Consider the following 14,758-nt stretch of genomic DNA (forward strand, 5'->3'; position numbering starts at 1 on the left):
GTCAGTTCTCCTCGTCGGTGGTGTAGGGGTCGGAGGTCTCGGGCCGGACGGCCCTCCAGGAGACCAGTTCCGTGCTGCGGCCGTCGAGCCTCAGGAAGAGGGCGGGGCGCAGCACGGCGTCGGGGACCTCCCGTACGGCGCGGGCGAAGGCGCCCCGGTCGCCGGCCAGGTGGGCCAGGGCGGCGAAGGCCTCGTCGATCTCCCGCTCGCGGCGGACGGCCGCCTCCTCCAGGCGGTCGATCACGGCGCGCACCCAGGCGTCGAACTCGTCCGGGACCTGCTGGAGGAGCTCGTCGAGCGGTTTGCCGCCGCAGGCCTCGATGTCCGCGACGGTGCAGTTGAGGCCCTGGGCGAGCTGCTTGGCGGGCAGTCCGGCGAAGCGCTGCACGCCGTGGCTGCGCCAGATGTCCCGCTCGGTGACGCGGGTGAGCAGCCGGTGGAGGCGTACGTACTCGCCGAGCTTGGCCTTGGCGCGGACGCCGGAGGCGAAGCGCAGGACGAAGCCCTCGGCGTCGGTGCCGCTCGCCCGCTCCCCTCCGGGGAGGGCGTTGGACTCGGTGAGCGCGAGGAGTTCGGCGAGCGGCATGGCCGGCCAGACGGTGACGACCGAGCCGATGTCCCGCCAGTGCGCGGCCGCCTCGGCGAGCGGCACCTCGGTGCCGTCCGGGCCGTAGGCCGCGAGCAGGACGAGGTCCCGGCGGTCGCCGTAGTCGACGACGATACGGTTCTGCGGGTAGAGGATCTCGGCGAGGTAGGTCACGCCGGGCACGAGGGCCGCGGTGTCCCGGGTGTCGAGGCGGCGCTGTCCCCAGGTGGCCTGGGCGCTGATGAAGGAGCCCTTGGAGGCGACCCGCCAGTGGTCCGCGTAGTGGAAGACCACGGCGAGGCTGCCGTCGACCTTGTCGTACACCTCGAACGGCTCGTCGGGCAGGGCGGGCGCGTAGGGCCGGCCCTGCTCGTGCTCGCCGACGTTGAAGAACTTCGGCAGGGGCAGGGCGACGACCGCTCCGGTGGCGTCGTCGGCGACGAGGCCGCGGCAGCGCGTGGTGACCCGGTTCCAGATCTGCTCGTACTGCGCGGTGCGCGTGTACGTGTAGATGGACAGCGGCAGTTCGGGGTGGGACTTGCGGGTCACGTGCCCGGCGTCGATGGCCGCCGCCAGTTCCTGTGCGGGCAGCAGGTCGTGCAGAGTCAGGCGTTCCTGGCTCATGGGGTTCCTCCCGGTTCGAGATGGTCCATTCTCACGTGCGGGAGGGGTGGGCCGGTAGTCAATTATGACTGGTCACGACGGTTGCGAGCCCGTGTGGTTGATGTCGCGGGGGCGCAGGATCCGGTCGCTGGGCGCGGTCGCGGGGGTGGCGACCGCGATCATGGCGCGACCGATGGCCTCGGTGGTGGTGACCAGGTTCGGCGCGAACCGGCGCAGGAGCGGGAACAGCGGTGCGGTGAGCACGTACCCGGCGCGGTAGAGCAGGGTCTTGGAGGGCATTCCGCTGACGGGCTGGACCAGGCCGGGGCGGAACATGTAGGCCCGGAAGGGCAGGGCGAGCAGGTCGTTCTCGGTCCGGCCCTTGACCCGGGCCCACATGGAGCGGCCCTGCTCGGTGCTGTCGGTGCCCTCGCCGGAGACGTAGACGAAGGTCAGTCGGGGGTTGGCGGCGGCGAGGGGGCGGGCCACGGCGAGGGTGAGGTCGTGGGTGACGCGGCGGTAGGCCTCCTCCTTCATGCCGACGGAGGAGACGCCCAGGCAGAAGAAGCAGGCGTCGTACTCCGGCAGTTCGGCGGCGAGGCCGGAGAGGTCCGAGGGGTCGGGCACGACGTGTTCGCGGAGTTTGGGGTGGGTGACCCCGAGCGGGGTGCGGCCGATCGCGAGGACCCGGGTGACGGAGTCGTCGCGCAGGCACTCGCGCAGAACTCCGCGCCCGATCATTCCGGTTGCGCCGAGGAGGATGACGTTCACGGGCGCAGCCTACGTCGGCCGGTGCCGTGACCGGAAAGCCCCGGCCCGCCCCGCGTCGTCGGCGCGCCCGACCGGGTCCGGGCTTCCGGCGTTCCGGCGCCCCGGATCCGACCGCCGGTCCGCCGCCATCCGGTCCGCCGCCATCCGGAGGGTCGGGATCCGACACACCGGGTCCGGCACCCGCGGCGGACGCGTGCGTTCCTACACTCGGCGGCCATGAGGTCAAGGACACGGCTGTTGTGCGCCGCGGCGATCCTGGTGTGTACGGCGACGGCCGGGGAGGCCGCCGCCACGGATGGCACGGGCCTGGACCCCCGCTTCGGCCGGAACGCAGTGGTGGTGTCGGCGACCGCTCCGGACGCCGGGAGCGATTTCGAGAACGGCCTGGTCGTCGACGGCCGGCGGCGGATCGTGGTGTCCGGCTCGTCCGACCTCGGCGGGGCGGGCGGCGTGCAGTGGCGGGTGCAGCGCTTCACACCCGACGGCGCGGTGGACGGCACCTTCGGCAGGCACGGCACGGTACTGACGCCCATGTCCGCCGCCGGGGGCGAGGACGAGCACATCTGGCGGCTGGCCCTCCAGTCCGACGGGAAGATCGTCGCCGTCGGGCACGCGATCACCCCGACGGGCGGTGAGGACTTCGCCCTCGCCCGCTATCTGCCCGACGGCAGGCTGGACCGGGGCTTCGGCACCGGCGGCAAGGTGTTCACCAGGGTCGCGCCGGGGACGGGGGACGACGAGGCGCAGGCCGTGCAGGTGCAGCGCGACGGCCGGATCGTCGTCGCCGGCTTCACGGGCACCGGGGCGGGAACCGAGGGCCGCGATCTGGCTCTGGCCCGCTACCTCCCCGACGGGCGTCCGGACCGGAGCTTCGGTGCGGACGGAATCGTCGTGCGCGATGTCGCGGGCGGGCGGGACCAGTTCAAGAACATGACGCTGGACGGGCACGGGCGCATCGTGGCCGTGGGCTCCGCCGATCTCGGGGCCGGGCGGGGCGGAACCAGCTTCGCGGTGGCCCGCTACCGGCCCGACGGCCGGCCCGACCCTGGCTTCGGCCCGGACGGCCTGGTGGTGACGCCGATGGCGGCGGACGACGGGCCGGATCTCGCCGAGGCCGTCGCGATCGACGGCGAGGGGCGCCTCACGGTCGGCGGATCGGCGGACGCGGGCGGTCCCTTCGACCTGGCGCTGGCCCGGTACCTGACCGACGGTCGGCTGGACGGCCGGTTCGGCGAGGGCGGTCGGGTACTGACGAACGTCGGTCCGGGCGCGACGGACGAGGACCTCGAAGGTCTCGTGGTGCAGGGCGACGGGACGATCCTGGTGGGCGGTTCGACCGCCCCGACCGCGTTCCTCGTGGACAGCGATTTCCTGGTGGCGCGGTACCGCCCCGACGGGAGTCCCGACCGGCGTTTCGGGAGGGACGGGTTCGTCGTGACCCGTGTCGCCCCCGGCACGGCGGACGACGAGATCTACGACATCGCGCCGCAGGGCCCCGGCCTCCTGGTGGCCGCGGGCGAATGCGACCGGCCCACGACCGGGAGGGACGTCTGCCTGGCCCGCTACCTCGTCGGCGGCCGGGAGCACCCGCGCGCCGGCCGGGACGCGCAAGGTATGTGATCTTCGGGCCCACGACCCGGAAGGGACGGCCTAGTGGGAGACGCAGAGTTCGTTGCCCTCCGGGTCCGCCAGGGTGGTCCAGGCGAAGGGGCCCTGTCGGCCCTCGTGCAGGCGGGTGGCGCCCTTGGACAGGAGGCGCTCGACGAGGGCCTCGGGGTCGTCCTCGCCGGTGCGGACGTCGAGGTGGACGCGGTTCTTTACGGTCTTGGGCTCCAGTACGAACTGGAAGAGCACCCGGGGGGCGCGGTCCAGCCCGCCGGGGTGGCGGATGCCGGCGCCGGCCTTCCAGACGAGCGTGCCGCGGTGCGTGGTGGTGTCCTCCTCCGTGGCGTGGCCGGCCTCGATCATGCCGCGGATGAACTTCTCGTCGCTCGGCTCCACTTCCCACCCGAGGGCCCCGGCCCACCAGTCGGCGAGCGCGTGCGGTGCGGAGGAGTCGATGGTCACCTGAAACGTGTAGGCCATGCCCGGACCCTACTGAGCGTCCCGGGGCTCCGCCAGCGCGGTTGCGCCGCCCAGGCCGCGAGGGTGAGCAGCCAGGCGGCGACCGCGATCCAGAGCAGCACCTCGCCGAGGGGGCGCAGCCAGGGCACGCCGGTGGGTCCGGCGGCGGAGAGGCAGGCGGTGGCCGTCATGCCGAGCGGGAAGACGGTGGACCAGCGGCGGATGTCGTAGTGCGTACGGGGGCTGCGGACTTCGGCGGCGAGCAGGACGGCGTACCAGCCCAGGGAGATCGCCAGGGCCACGAGGGTGGCGGTGCGCAGCGCGGTGTGCGCGGCGCCGGTCCACAGGGGGGCGGCGGTGAGCTCGGCGCCGGCCAGGGCGGTGATGGACAGGGCGCCGCCCGCCACCCAGTGGTCGCCGGCCCCGCCGAGCACCTCGCGGAAGTCGAAGCGGCGCAGGGCGACCACGTACAGCAGGACGCCGAGGCAGAAGCAGGCCAGGGCGGCCAGGTACAGCCAGTCGAGGTGGTACGCGGCGGCGAGGGTGGCCGACAGGACGGCGAGTCCCTGGGTGGCGACGCAGACGAGGAAGGCCGCCCCGGGCATGCGGTGGTGCCAGTGACGCATGACGGCACACAGGAGGCCGGGCCAGATCACGGCGGCGAGGACGAGCAGGGCGGTGGCCACGCCCTGGAGTCCGAGCTGGGAGAGGCGGGTGCCGAGCACGGTCGTGGCGGCGACGGCGGTGAGGGCGGCCGGGGTGTCGGCCTCGGCGCGGAAGCGGCCGCGGTCGGCGGCGAGCCGGATGGCGAAGTCGGCGGCGAGCAGGAGCCACAGCACGCCCGCGATGACCAGCGCGGCCAGCGAGGCGCCGGGCCGGCCGGTCAGCTGGAGGCCGACGGAGAGGATGCCGGCGGCCATGACCGCGCCGCCGGCGGCGGGCGGGAGTCCCGCCCACCAGCTGCACGCCGCCCGGCCGGCCATCGCCGCTCACATCACGCCGCGGGTGCGGAACTGGATGCTGATCCGGGGGCCGACGGCCCGTGCGGACTTGGGGACGGCGTGTTCCATGGTGCGCTGGCAGGAGCCGCCCATCACGACGAGGTCGCCGTGGCCGAGCGGCAGCCGCAGCAGGGTGGGGCCGCCGTCGCGGGGGCGCAGGACCAGGTCGCGGGGGTCTCCGACGGAGAGGATCGCGACCATGGTGTCCTCGGTGGCGGAGCGGCCGGTGCGGTCGCCGTGCCAGGCGACGCTGTCGCGGCCGTCGCGGTAGAGGCAGAGTCCGGCGGTGACGAAGGGTTCGCCGAGTTCGGCCGCGTAGTGGCGGCCGAGGGCCTCGCGGGCCTCGGTGAGCACGGGGTGCGGGAGGGGCTCGCCGGCCCCGTAGGAGGCCAGCAGCCGGGGTACCTCCACCCGGCGGTCGTACATCTGCCGGCGCTCGGCGCGCCAGGGCACGTCGGCGGCGAGCCGTTCGAAGAGGGCGTCGGCGCCCGCGAGCCAGCCGGGGAGCCGGTCGACCCAGGCTCCGGCGCCCAGCCCGGTCCGCCGCACCGGCGAGAGCGGTCCGAGCCGGATCTCGTCGGTCTGGTCGAAGAGGGAGCCCTGGAGTGCGTGCATGGTTCCAGCCTACCCCCGCACCCGAACACCTGCTCGATTATGCGTCCACGCCCTGCCCCACGGCTCACCCCCGTACCCCTGGTGCTGCGGCCCGCCGGGAGGGGATCATGGGCGGCGCGCGTTGGCCGTCATCGCCGCAGCGAGTGCAGGAGGTACGTGTGTCCGTAGCGTCGAGTCGTGCGTCCGGGAGTTCCGGGGTCCCGCTCCTGCGCGAGACGATCGGGGACAACCTCGACCGGACCGTGCGGCGCTTCCCCGGCCGGGACGCCCTCGTGGACGTGGCCGCCGGCCGCCGGTGGACGTACGCGGAGCTGGCCGCCGAGGTGGACGCCCTCGCCCTCGGGCTGCTGGACCTCGGGATCGTCCGGGGCGACCGGGTCGGCATCTGGGCGCCCAACCGCGCCGAGTGGACGCTGGTGCAGTACGCCACCGCGAAGATCGGGGCGATCCTGGTCACCGTCAACCCGGCGTACCGCTCCCACGAGCTGGAGTACGTGCTCGGCCAGTCCGGCATCCGGCTGCTGGTCGCGGCGGAGCGCTTCAAGACCTCCGACTACGCGGCGATGATCGAGGAGGTCCGGCCGCGCTGCCCGGGGCTGGAGTTCACCGTCCTGTTCGAAGGGCCCGAGTGGGAGGCGCTGCTGGAGCGCGGGCGCGGGGCCGATCCGGAAGCGCTGGCGCGGGCGCAGGCCGCGCTGGGCCCGGACGACCCGATCAACATTCAATACACCTCGGGCACCACGGGCTTCCCCAAGGGAGCCACCCTCTCCCACCACAACATCCTCAACAACGGCTTCTTCGTCGGCGAGCTGTGCGGGTACGACGAGCGGGACCGGGTGTGCATCCCGGTGCCCTTCTACCACTGTTTCGGGATGGTGATGGGGAACCTCGCCTGCACCAGCCACGGCGCGGCGATGGTGATCCCCGCACCCGCCTTCGACCCGTCGGCGACCCTGGCCGCGGTGGAGGCGGAGGCCTGCACCTCGCTGTACGGGGTCCCCACCATGTTCATCGCCGAGCTGGCCGCCCCCGGCTTCCACGGGTACGACCTGTCGAGCCTGCGCACCGGGATCATGGCGGGTTCACCCTGCCCGGTGGAGGTCATGAACGAGGTCATCGAGCGGATGGGGATGACCGGGGTCTCCATCTGTTACGGCATGACGGAGACCTCTCCCGTGTCCACGCAGACCCGGGTCGACGACTCGGTCGAGCGCCGGGTGTCCACCGTGGGCCGGGTCGGCCCGCACCTGGAGGTCAAGGTCATCGATCCGCAGTCGGGCCGGACCGTCCCCCGCGGCACCCCGGGCGAACTGTGCACCCGGGGCTACTCGGTCATGCTCGGCTACTGGGGCGAGCCGGAGAAGACCGCCGAGGCCGTCGACCCGGAGGGCTGGATGCACACCGGAGACCTGGCCGTCATGGACGGGGACGGCTACCTGAGCATCACCGGCCGGATCAAGGACATGGTGATCCGGGGCGGCGAGAACCTCTACCCGCGCGAGATCGAGGAGTTCCTCCACGCCCACCCCGACATCCTGGACGTCCAGGTCATCGGGGTGCCCGACCCGAAGTACGGGGAGGAGCTGATGGCGTGGGTGCGGATGCGCGAGGGGGCCGAGCCGCTGACCGCGCAGGCCGTGCGCGCGTACTGCGCGGGGCGGCTCGCCCACTTCAAGATCCCCCGCTACGTCCACGTCGTGGAGGAGTTCCCGATGACCGTCACCGGGAAGATCCGCAAGATCGAGATGCGCGCGATGGCGTCCCGCCTGCTGGAGGCGGAGGCCGCGGGGGCCGGCGGCGCCTGACCGCTCCGGCGGCGGTGGGCCGGGGGCGGGCGGGGTGAACGGGGTGGGGTGAACGGGTGGGGTGAACGGGTGGGGTCAACGGGGCCGCGCGGCGGATCCTTTCTCCGGTACGACTGATCCGCCCATGTGGGTGGACCCGCCACAGCACCCCCGGCCCGGCCAGGCACCCGCACCTATAAAGGGGCCCGTCACATTGATCGACTGATGGGTCCTCACCATGCTGCAGGCCGCTCTGCGGGTGCTCGCCGCCGTCTCCCTCGCTTCCCTCGCCTCCGCCGCCACCGTCTCCCCGGCCACCGCCGCCGTCTCCCCCGTCACCGCGGCGGCCGTCCACGACGACCCGCTCACCGCGCCCTGCGGGCCGACGGTCGAGTACCGCGCCTGGGACTGGTGGCGCACGACGACCGACCCCTCCCTGGCCCGCCCCGTCGCCGCCGCCGCGGCGGACGAGCGGTGGCAGTGGCGCTCGGACGTCAACACCCTGTGGCGCGGCGACACCCGGGAGACCGTGGACGAGATCTTCCGGACCGGCTTCACGCCCCGGGGCGAGCAGGTGACCCCGCTCGCCGAGTACATCGTCAAGGGCGGCGGCCAGAACAGCGCGCACCTCAGCACCAGTTGTGAGAAGTGGGTGGCCCAGAAGTTCGCCACCTACGGCAGCGGGAAGACCGGCTGGGTCTACGAGATCTACGCGCCCGGCGGCATCGACGTGAACGCCACCGCCCGCCTCAACAACTACAACTCGCCCTACCTCTGGAACAAGGAGGTGGACTTCCCCGGCGGGGTCAAGGGCCGCTACATCAAGGGGGCCTGCAAGTTCCGGCTGACCTACACCGACCCGCAGACCAAGGTCAACACCTTCGAGGAACTCGGCTGCAGGAACAACGCCGGCTTCGCCCCCTACGCGGTGGACGAGGCCGCGCTCGCCGCGGCGCGCTGACGCCCGGCCCCGCGCGGCCGCGCCGCCCGGACGCTCATGTCCGGATGACCAGCTTCCCGCGCACGGCCCCGGAGCGCAGCCGGCGGATCGCCTCGGGGACCTCGTCCAGGGGGTAGCAGCGGTCCACGGCCGGGGTCACGGCGCCGGAGTCGATCAGCTCGGCCAGGGTGGCGAGTTCGGCGGTGCGGGGGACCGCGCCCAGTCCGCACAGGCGCTGACGGACGAACGGGGACAGCAGCTGGGCGCGCAGCAGCCGGTCGAAGCCGCCGATCCAGCGCCCTCCGCCCTCACCGCCGACGATCACGACGGTCCCGCGCGGGGTGAGGGCCCGGCGCAGCCGGCTGAGGGACCGGTTGCCGCCGGTGTCCACGATGAGGTCGTAGTGCCGGCCGCCGTCGGTGGGGTCCTCGCGGGTGTAGGTGTCCGGACCCTGGGGGCCCGCAGCCCGAACCCCAGGGCGCGCAGCAGGTGGGGGCGGCCCGACATGAGGTGCCAGACGCCCTGGTCGACCCCGCGGCGTGGACCTTCAGGAGGACCTCGCCGGGGCCGGGGACGGGCCGTTCGGTCTCTTCGACGCGCAGGACCTCGGGGGGTCCGTAGACGTCCTGGACCACTGCCCTCATGGCGTGTCTCCCTCTGGCGGGGGGGGGTGGTGGCGGAGTACTGGAAGACCTGGTCGAGCGGAACGCCGAAGACGGCGGCGATCTGGAAGGCCATTTCCAGGGTGGGCGAGTAGCGGCCCTGTTCGATGGCGATCACGGTCTGGCGGCTGACGCCGATCCGGCGGGCGAGTTCGGCCTGGGTCATCTCGCCGTGGGCGAAGCGCTGCGCCCGGATGGCGTTGGTGACCCGGGTCGGCCTCACCACGGGTGGAAGCCGAGGCGGTAGGAGACGAGCTTGACGGTGGAGCCGAGGACCGAGGAGAGGACGAAGGCCGGGTAGATGGCGTTGGCGATCCAGAACGGCGCCGCTTCGGCCATGGCCAGGCCCAGGGCGGTCACGGCGCAACCAGCATGATCCACGCGCGTTTCTCTTCGACGGCCATTGCGGACGCCCCTCTTCCCATGTCAAGAAAACCAGACATGGGGAGTGCCGAGGATCCCCGACATCGTGTCAAGGTTTCTTGACTTCAGCCGGCCGGCGGCGGGGTGGCGCCGTGGATCCGGGCGAGGACGAGGACCGTGTCGTCGGTCGGCGCGGCGGGCAGCAGGGCCGTCAGGACACGGTCCGCCATCTCCTCCAACGAGCCTTCCGCGCGGCTCAGTTCGGCGCGCAGCGCGGCCAGTCCGGCGTCGATGTCCCGGCCGCGCGCCTCGATCAGGCCGTCGGTGTACAGGGCGAGGACGGCACCGTCGGGAAGGTGGGTCCGCATGGTGCGGAAGGGGACGCCGCCGACCCCGAGGGGGACGCCCATGGCGCCGGCCAGGGTCTCGACGGTCCCGTCCGGGTGGCGTACCAGGAGCGGGGGGTGACCGGCTCCGGAGATCCGGGCGTCGCCGGTGTGGGGGTCGTAGGCCACGTAGAGACAGGTGGCCAGCTCGATGCCGGACTCCCGTGCGCAGAGGTCGAGTTCGGTGAGCAGGTCGTGCGGCTCCGGGCCGTGCCGGGCCAGCGCCGCCGCGGTGATGCGCAGCCGTCCCATCGACGCGGCGGCCGGGACGCCGTGCCCCATGACGTCACCGACGACGAGGGCGACCCGGTCGCCGGGCAGGCCGATCACGTCGTACCAGTCGCCGCCGACCTCGGTGACGCGGCTGCCGGGCAGGTAGCGGTGGGCGACGGTGAGGTGGGGGCCGGGCTGCAGGGCGTCGGGCAACAGGGCGCGCTGCAGGGTCAGGGCGATGTCCTGGACCTGGCTGTAGAGGCGCGCGTTGTCCAGGCAGAGGGCGGCGCGGGAGGCGAGTTCGCCGGCCAGGCTGAGGTCCTGCTCGGTGAAACCGGGCCGGTCGGCGGACCGGCCGAACATCGCGATGCCCTGGACGGTGCCGCGGGCGACGAGCGGGGCGATCAGGAGGCTCACCAGGCCGCTGTCCAGGATCACCCGGGCGCGCTCGGGGTGCGCGATCGTACGGGCGGTGAAGTCCTCGTTCACGGGGACGTGGAGCGGGCGGCCGGTGGCGAACATCCGGTGGATGCTGGAGCCCGGCGGGTACTTCACGTGTTCGAGGCCCTGGAGCTGTTCGACGGCGGGCCGGGACAGTGTCGCCCGAGCGGCGATCCGGCGGGTGAAGAGGGGCAGCCGGGGGTCGAAGGCCTCGGTGGGGTCCATCCACTCCACCAGTTCGACGACCGAGCCGTCACAGAACTCCGGAACGGCGACGTCGACCAGTTCCCGGGCGGTGGTGCCCACGTCGAGGGTGGTGCCGATCCGGGCGGCCGCCCGGTCCAGCAGGTCGAGGCGCCGGCGGGCGGCCGTCGCCTCCAGGAGCGCCCGCTCCCGGTCGGTGACGTCCACGACCAGTCCGCCCACCCCGGACCGGGTGCCGACCGCGCCGCTGAGCGGGAAGAGGCTGAACGAACGCACCTGGTCGCGGTCGGGGTGGCCCGGGGTGCGCAGTCCCACCAGGGTGTCGACCAGCGGGGTGCCCCCGTCGGCGACGGCGCGCAGCATGCGCGCGAACTCGCCGCCGTCGGAGGTGATCATGATGTCGGCGGCGGCGCGGCCCAGGTGGTCCCGGGCGGGGATCCCGTCCATGTCGGCCAGCGCCTGGTTGACATGGACGTAGCGCAGGTCCTCGTCGAGCATGACCAGGCCGATGGGGCAGGTCTCGAAGAGGGCGTCGAGGAAGGCGAGGTTCGCCTTGACCCGGTCGAGCTCGTCGCTCCTGCTGACCAGGCCCATGGTCACGGCGCCGCCGGCGGTTCCGGTCACCGGGAAGACGCGGAACCCGCAGTCGAAGACGGAGCCGTCCCGGTGCAGGACCGGGAGCCGGACGCGCCAGTACCCGAGGGTGCGGCCGCGTTCGACGAGGCGTTCGGCCGGGCCGGGGGCGGGGGCGGAGCCCGCGGGGTCGGGGCCTGCGGGGGCGGGGCCCCCCGGCGGCGCCGCATCCGGGCCGACGGGGGGAAAGAGGAGGGCGGCGGGACGGGTGAGGATGTCGGCGGCCGCGTGGCCGAAGAGGTCCTGCGCGCCCGGGCCCCAGTAACAGACCCGGCCCTCGCCGTCCATGCCGAAGACGGCCACGGCCACGTGCTCCAGCAGCGATCCCGGTTCGGACAGGATCGGGCCGTGTGCCCGTGCCTCCCCCGGCTGATCCGACGGCAGCACCGGCGGCCTCCTCTGCCGTCCGCCCCGCCCGGGGCGGAGAACGTCCCCTTCATTCTGCGCGCAGCGCGCGGGACGGGCAGGGCGGGCGGGGAGCCGGCCTACCGGGCCCGGCGGCCGTCCATGACGACGTTGCCGCTGACCGTGCCCTCGGAGCCCGAGACGGTCACCGCGTGCCGGACGCCGTCCGGGCCGAGGACCACCGCCTGCCAGGCACTGTCGCCGCCCTCCTGGGCCACCGGGCGCAGGGCCTCGACCTTGCCGCCGCCGACCGCGCCCGCGGCCTTCTCGGCGGCCTGCCCGATCGGCAGGGAGGGCAGCGGAGCGGGCGCGGGGGCCTGCTTCGGGGCGATACCGGGCACGGCGGCGCCGTCGCGCACCTTCGGAGCGCCCTGCCGGTGGGCCTTGCGCTCGCCCTTGCCCTCGCCCTTGCCCTCGTGGGCGCGGCCGGGGCCACCCTCGCGACCGTGCCCGCGCCCGCCTTCGTGGCCCCCCTCGGCCCACTCGACGCGGTGGCCCTTGCCCGCCCGCTCGTGGTGCTCGGCCACGGCGACCGCCGCCGCCCCGCCGCCCACGATCGCCACGGCGGCCACACCCGCGGCGGCCCAGCGCGCGCCCTTGCCCCGGGGCAGCACCCGGGCCAGGCGCTTGCGCCCGCCGGGCTTGCCCTCCTGGGCGGGCTCGGGCTGCCCGGACTGCTCCGACGGTTCCGACGGCGGGTAGAACTCAGACATACCGGCACTCCTCATGCACCCGGGCACCGCACCCGGCTCGGCCCCGAGCATGCGGAGCGCTTGCTGAAGCCCACCTGAAGCCACCTGAAGACCTCTTCAGCCACCCGCCCGGGGCGCCTGAGACCCTGTTCCCATGCGCGTACTGGTGGTGGAGGACGAACGACGGCTGGCCCTGGCCCTGCAGCGCGGGCTCCAGTCGGAGGGGTTCTCGGTGGACGTGGCCCACGACGGGCTCCAGGGGCTGTGGATGGCCTCCGAGCACGACTACGACCTCATCGTCCTCGACATCATGCTGCCCGGCCTCAACGGCTACCGGGTCTGCTCACGGTTGCGCGCGGCGGGCCACGAGGCCGGGATCCTGATGCTCACGGCGAAGGACGGCGAGTACGACGAGGCCGAGGCGCTGGACACCGGCGCCGACGACTTCCTGTCCAAGCCCTTCTCCTACCTCGTGCTCGTCGCCCGGCTCCGCGCCCTGGGCCGGCGTACGGGCCGCCGCGGCCCGCGGACCATGACCTTCGGCGACCTGACGCTCGACCCCGCCCGGCACTTCTGCTCCCGGGGCGGCACGGAGATCCGGCTGACCGCCCGGGAGTTCGCGGTCCTGGAGTACCTCGCCCGGCGTCCGGGCGAGGTGGTGCCCAAACGGGAGATCCTGGAGCAGGTCTGGGACAGCGCCTTCGACGGTGATCCGAACGTGGTCGAGGTCCACGTGAGCGCGGTGCGCCGGAAGATCGACGCGCCCTTCGGCCGCACCGCCCTGGAGACCGTGCGCGGCGCGGGCTACCGGCTGGCGGTCGACGGTGGCTGATGCCCTGGCCTCGGCCCTGCGCCGGCTGAGCGGCCCGGTGGCACGGCTGCCGCGGTGGATCCCGTCGTGGCGCCCGGGACGGCTTCGGCCCACGACCGTACGCGCCCGGGCGACCGCGGGCGCCGTCGTGGTGGTGGCCGTGGCCCTGGCCGTGGCCTCCTTCGCCCTGCTCGGCCTGCTGAAGGCCGACCTGCTGCGCAACGCCGAGCGGGACGCCGCCCAGCAGGCGGAGACCGTCGCCGGGCTCGCGGCGGCCGGGGACCTCGACCGGATGCGGCCCGCCGGCCTGGGGGCGGACTTCGTCCAGGTGGTGAACGCCCGCGGCCGGGTGCTGCGGTCCACCCCGAACCTGGCCGGTCTCCCCGCTCTCGCCCCCGTCGCACCACTGCGTCCGGGCAAGTCCTTCCACACCTGGCGGGTCCGCCCGCTCGGTGGCGAGCACCGGCAGCGGGTGGTCCAGGTGACCACGCAGACGCCACAGGGGCTGGTCGCCGTGTTCGTGGGGACCTCCCTGCGTGACGTGGACGCCGCCGACGACACCACCGCCGCCGCCCTCGTGGTGGGCGGGCCGCTGCTGCTGGCCACCGTGGGGTTCGTGACCTGGCGGGTCACCGGACGCGCCCTGCGGCCCGTCGAGGCGATCCGGGCAGAGGTCGCCGAGATCGGCGACCGCGACCTGCACCGGCGGGTGCCGGTGCCGCCGACCCGCGACGAGGTGGCCCGGCTGGCCGAGACGATGAACCTCACCCTCGACCGGCTGGAGTCCTCCGGCATCCGCCAGCGGCGCTTCATCGCGGACGCCTCGCACGAGCTGCGGAGCCCGATCACCGTGCTGCGCACCCAGCTGGAGGTGGCCCTGGCGGTCCGGGACCAGGAGCTGTGGCCGGAGCTGATCGGCGGGGCGCTGGAGGACGTCGAGCGGCTCCAGCAGCTGGCCTCGGACCTCCTGCTGCTGGCCCGGATCGACGCCGCCCAGCCGGTGCCCGCGCAGCGGCTGGACCTCGGCGAGGTGGTGCGCGACACGGTGGACGCGCGGCTGGGCGACCGGATCCCCGTCCGGGTGTCGCTGGCGGCGGACGTGGTGGTGGAGGGCAGCGGGCTGTGGCTCGCCCGGGTGGTCACCAACCTCCTCGACAACGCGCAGCGGTTCGCCGCCGGACGGGTCGACCTCACGCTGCGCACCGTCGGCGGCCCCCGGGCGCGGACCGCGGTCCTGGAGGTGGCCGACGACGGGCCCGGCATCGCGCTGGAGGACCGGGAGCGGATCTTCGAACGCTTCACCCGGCTCGACGACGCCCGCAGCCGCGACCACGGCGGCGCCGGCCTCGGCCTGGCCATCGCCCGCGACCTGACCTCCCACCACGGCGGCACCCTGACGGCCGCCGACTCCCCCGGCGGGGCCCGCCTGGTCGTCCGCCTGCCCGTGGCTCCCCCGTCCGGGACGTGAGCGCGGCGCGGGGTGCGGCGGGCGCGCTCCCCCGCCCCTGACGCAGCCTTGACGCCCGGGCCCCGGGTTCATACGGATCGCTGACGGACGGGCCGCGCCGGCCGCCGTTGAATGGA

Annotated in this window: 15 protein-coding genes; 5 read left to right on the forward strand and 10 right to left on the reverse strand. The window is 74.1% G+C overall.

The window, feature by feature from the left end; translation table 11 throughout:
* Nucleotide 1 precedes the first annotated feature (1 nt).
* Together OG295_RS02665 and OG295_RS02670 are read right to left on the reverse strand one after the other, a co-directional pair.
* A complete protein-coding gene (locus tag OG295_RS02665; protein ID WP_371675330.1) occupies nt 2-1,210 on the reverse strand; it encodes an RNA ligase in 1,209 nt (402 codons plus the stop codon).
* Nucleotides 1,211-1,282: 72 nt separating this feature from the next.
* The gene (locus tag OG295_RS02670; protein WP_371675332.1) at nt 1,283-1,960 is read right to left on the reverse strand and encodes an epimerase; all 678 of its coding nucleotides are present in this window, start codon (nt 1,958-1,960) and stop codon (nt 1,283-1,285) included.
* A 216-nt stretch (nt 1,961-2,176) separates the two neighbouring features.
* Here OG295_RS02670 and OG295_RS02675 point away from each other — a divergent pair, with 216 nt between their 5' ends.
* Nucleotides 2,177-3,580, forward strand: coding sequence for a delta-60 repeat domain-containing protein (locus OG295_RS02675; RefSeq protein WP_371675333.1), 1,404 nt, complete (start codon nt 2,177-2,179; stop codon nt 3,578-3,580).
* Between the two features lie 30 nt (nt 3,581-3,610).
* Here OG295_RS02675 and OG295_RS02680 read toward each other — a convergent pair whose 3' ends face one another.
* From OG295_RS02680 to OG295_RS02690, 3 genes are read right to left on the reverse strand one after another with little or no spacing between them, the layout of a single operon-like run.
* The gene (locus tag OG295_RS02680; RefSeq protein ID WP_371675334.1) at nt 3,611-4,045 is read right to left on the reverse strand and encodes a VOC family protein; all 435 of its coding nucleotides are present in this window, start codon (nt 4,043-4,045) and stop codon (nt 3,611-3,613) included.
* Nucleotides 4,024-5,007 (reverse strand): tellurite resistance/C4-dicarboxylate transporter family protein, encoded by a 984-nt coding sequence (locus OG295_RS02685; RefSeq protein ID WP_371675335.1) that lies wholly within the window; start codon nt 5,005-5,007, stop codon nt 4,024-4,026. The genes OG295_RS02680 and OG295_RS02685 overlap by 22 nt, the downstream gene beginning before the upstream one ends.
* A gap of 6 nt (nt 5,008-5,013) precedes the next feature.
* Nucleotides 5,014-5,640 (reverse strand): alpha-ketoglutarate-dependent dioxygenase AlkB, encoded by a 627-nt coding sequence (locus OG295_RS02690; RefSeq protein ID WP_266846666.1) that lies wholly within the window; start codon nt 5,638-5,640, stop codon nt 5,014-5,016.
* 107 nt (nt 5,641-5,747) lie between these two features.
* Here OG295_RS02690 and OG295_RS02695 point away from each other — a divergent pair, with 107 nt between their 5' ends.
* Together OG295_RS02695 and OG295_RS02700 are read left to right on the forward strand one after the other, a co-directional pair.
* Nucleotides 5,748-7,445 (forward strand): AMP-binding protein, encoded by a 1,698-nt coding sequence (locus OG295_RS02695; RefSeq protein ID WP_371675336.1) that lies wholly within the window; start codon nt 5,748-5,750, stop codon nt 7,443-7,445.
* A 217-nt stretch (nt 7,446-7,662) separates the two neighbouring features.
* Entirely contained in the window at nt 7,663-8,385 is a 723-nt protein-coding gene (locus OG295_RS02700; RefSeq protein WP_371675337.1) for a hypothetical protein, read from the forward strand.
* 34 nt (nt 8,386-8,419) lie between these two features.
* On the opposite strand, the gene OG295_RS02705 is transcribed toward OG295_RS02700, so the two are convergent.
* The 5 genes from OG295_RS02705 to OG295_RS02725 all read right to left on the reverse strand — a co-directional run bounded on the left by OG295_RS02705 (nt 8,420) and on the right by OG295_RS02725 (nt 12,384).
* A complete protein-coding gene (locus tag OG295_RS02705; RefSeq protein WP_371675338.1) occupies nt 8,420-8,755 on the reverse strand; it encodes a zinc-binding dehydrogenase in 336 nt (111 codons plus the stop codon).
* Nucleotides 8,686-9,252 (reverse strand): helix-turn-helix transcriptional regulator, encoded by a 567-nt coding sequence (locus OG295_RS02710; RefSeq protein WP_371675339.1) that lies wholly within the window; start codon nt 9,250-9,252, stop codon nt 8,686-8,688. The genes OG295_RS02705 and OG295_RS02710 overlap by 70 nt, the downstream gene beginning before the upstream one ends.
* Nucleotides 9,246-9,407 carry a hypothetical protein gene (locus tag OG295_RS02715; protein ID WP_371675340.1) on the reverse strand — a complete coding sequence of 54 codons (162 nt, stop codon included), beginning with the start codon at nt 9,405-9,407 and terminating at the stop codon, nt 9,246-9,248. Before OG295_RS02715 ends, OG295_RS02710 begins: the two co-directional genes overlap by 7 nt.
* 107 nt (nt 9,408-9,514) lie before the next feature.
* Nucleotides 9,515-11,653, reverse strand: a complete 2,139-nt coding sequence (locus tag OG295_RS02720; protein ID WP_371675341.1) for a SpoIIE family protein phosphatase — start codon at nt 11,651-11,653, stop codon at nt 9,515-9,517.
* 98 nt (nt 11,654-11,751) lie between these two features.
* Nucleotides 11,752-12,384, reverse strand: coding sequence for a hypothetical protein (locus OG295_RS02725; protein ID WP_371675342.1), 633 nt, complete (start codon nt 12,382-12,384; stop codon nt 11,752-11,754).
* A gap of 133 nt (nt 12,385-12,517) precedes the next feature.
* On the opposite strand from OG295_RS02725, the gene OG295_RS02730 reads away from it, so the two are divergent.
* The gene (locus tag OG295_RS02730) at nt 12,518-13,195 is read left to right on the forward strand and encodes a response regulator transcription factor (protein WP_356217105.1); all 678 of its coding nucleotides are present in this window, start codon (nt 12,518-12,520) and stop codon (nt 13,193-13,195) included.
* 58 nt (nt 13,196-13,253) lie between these two features.
* Nucleotides 13,254-14,642 (forward strand): sensor histidine kinase, encoded by a 1,389-nt coding sequence (locus tag OG295_RS02735; RefSeq protein WP_371681085.1) that lies wholly within the window; start codon nt 13,254-13,256, stop codon nt 14,640-14,642.
* Nucleotides 14,643-14,758: the final 116 nt, after the last annotated feature.

It is taken from the genome of Streptomyces sp. NBC_01276, assembly GCF_041435355.1.
Classification (GTDB): domain Bacteria; phylum Actinomycetota; class Actinomycetes; order Streptomycetales; family Streptomycetaceae; genus Streptomyces.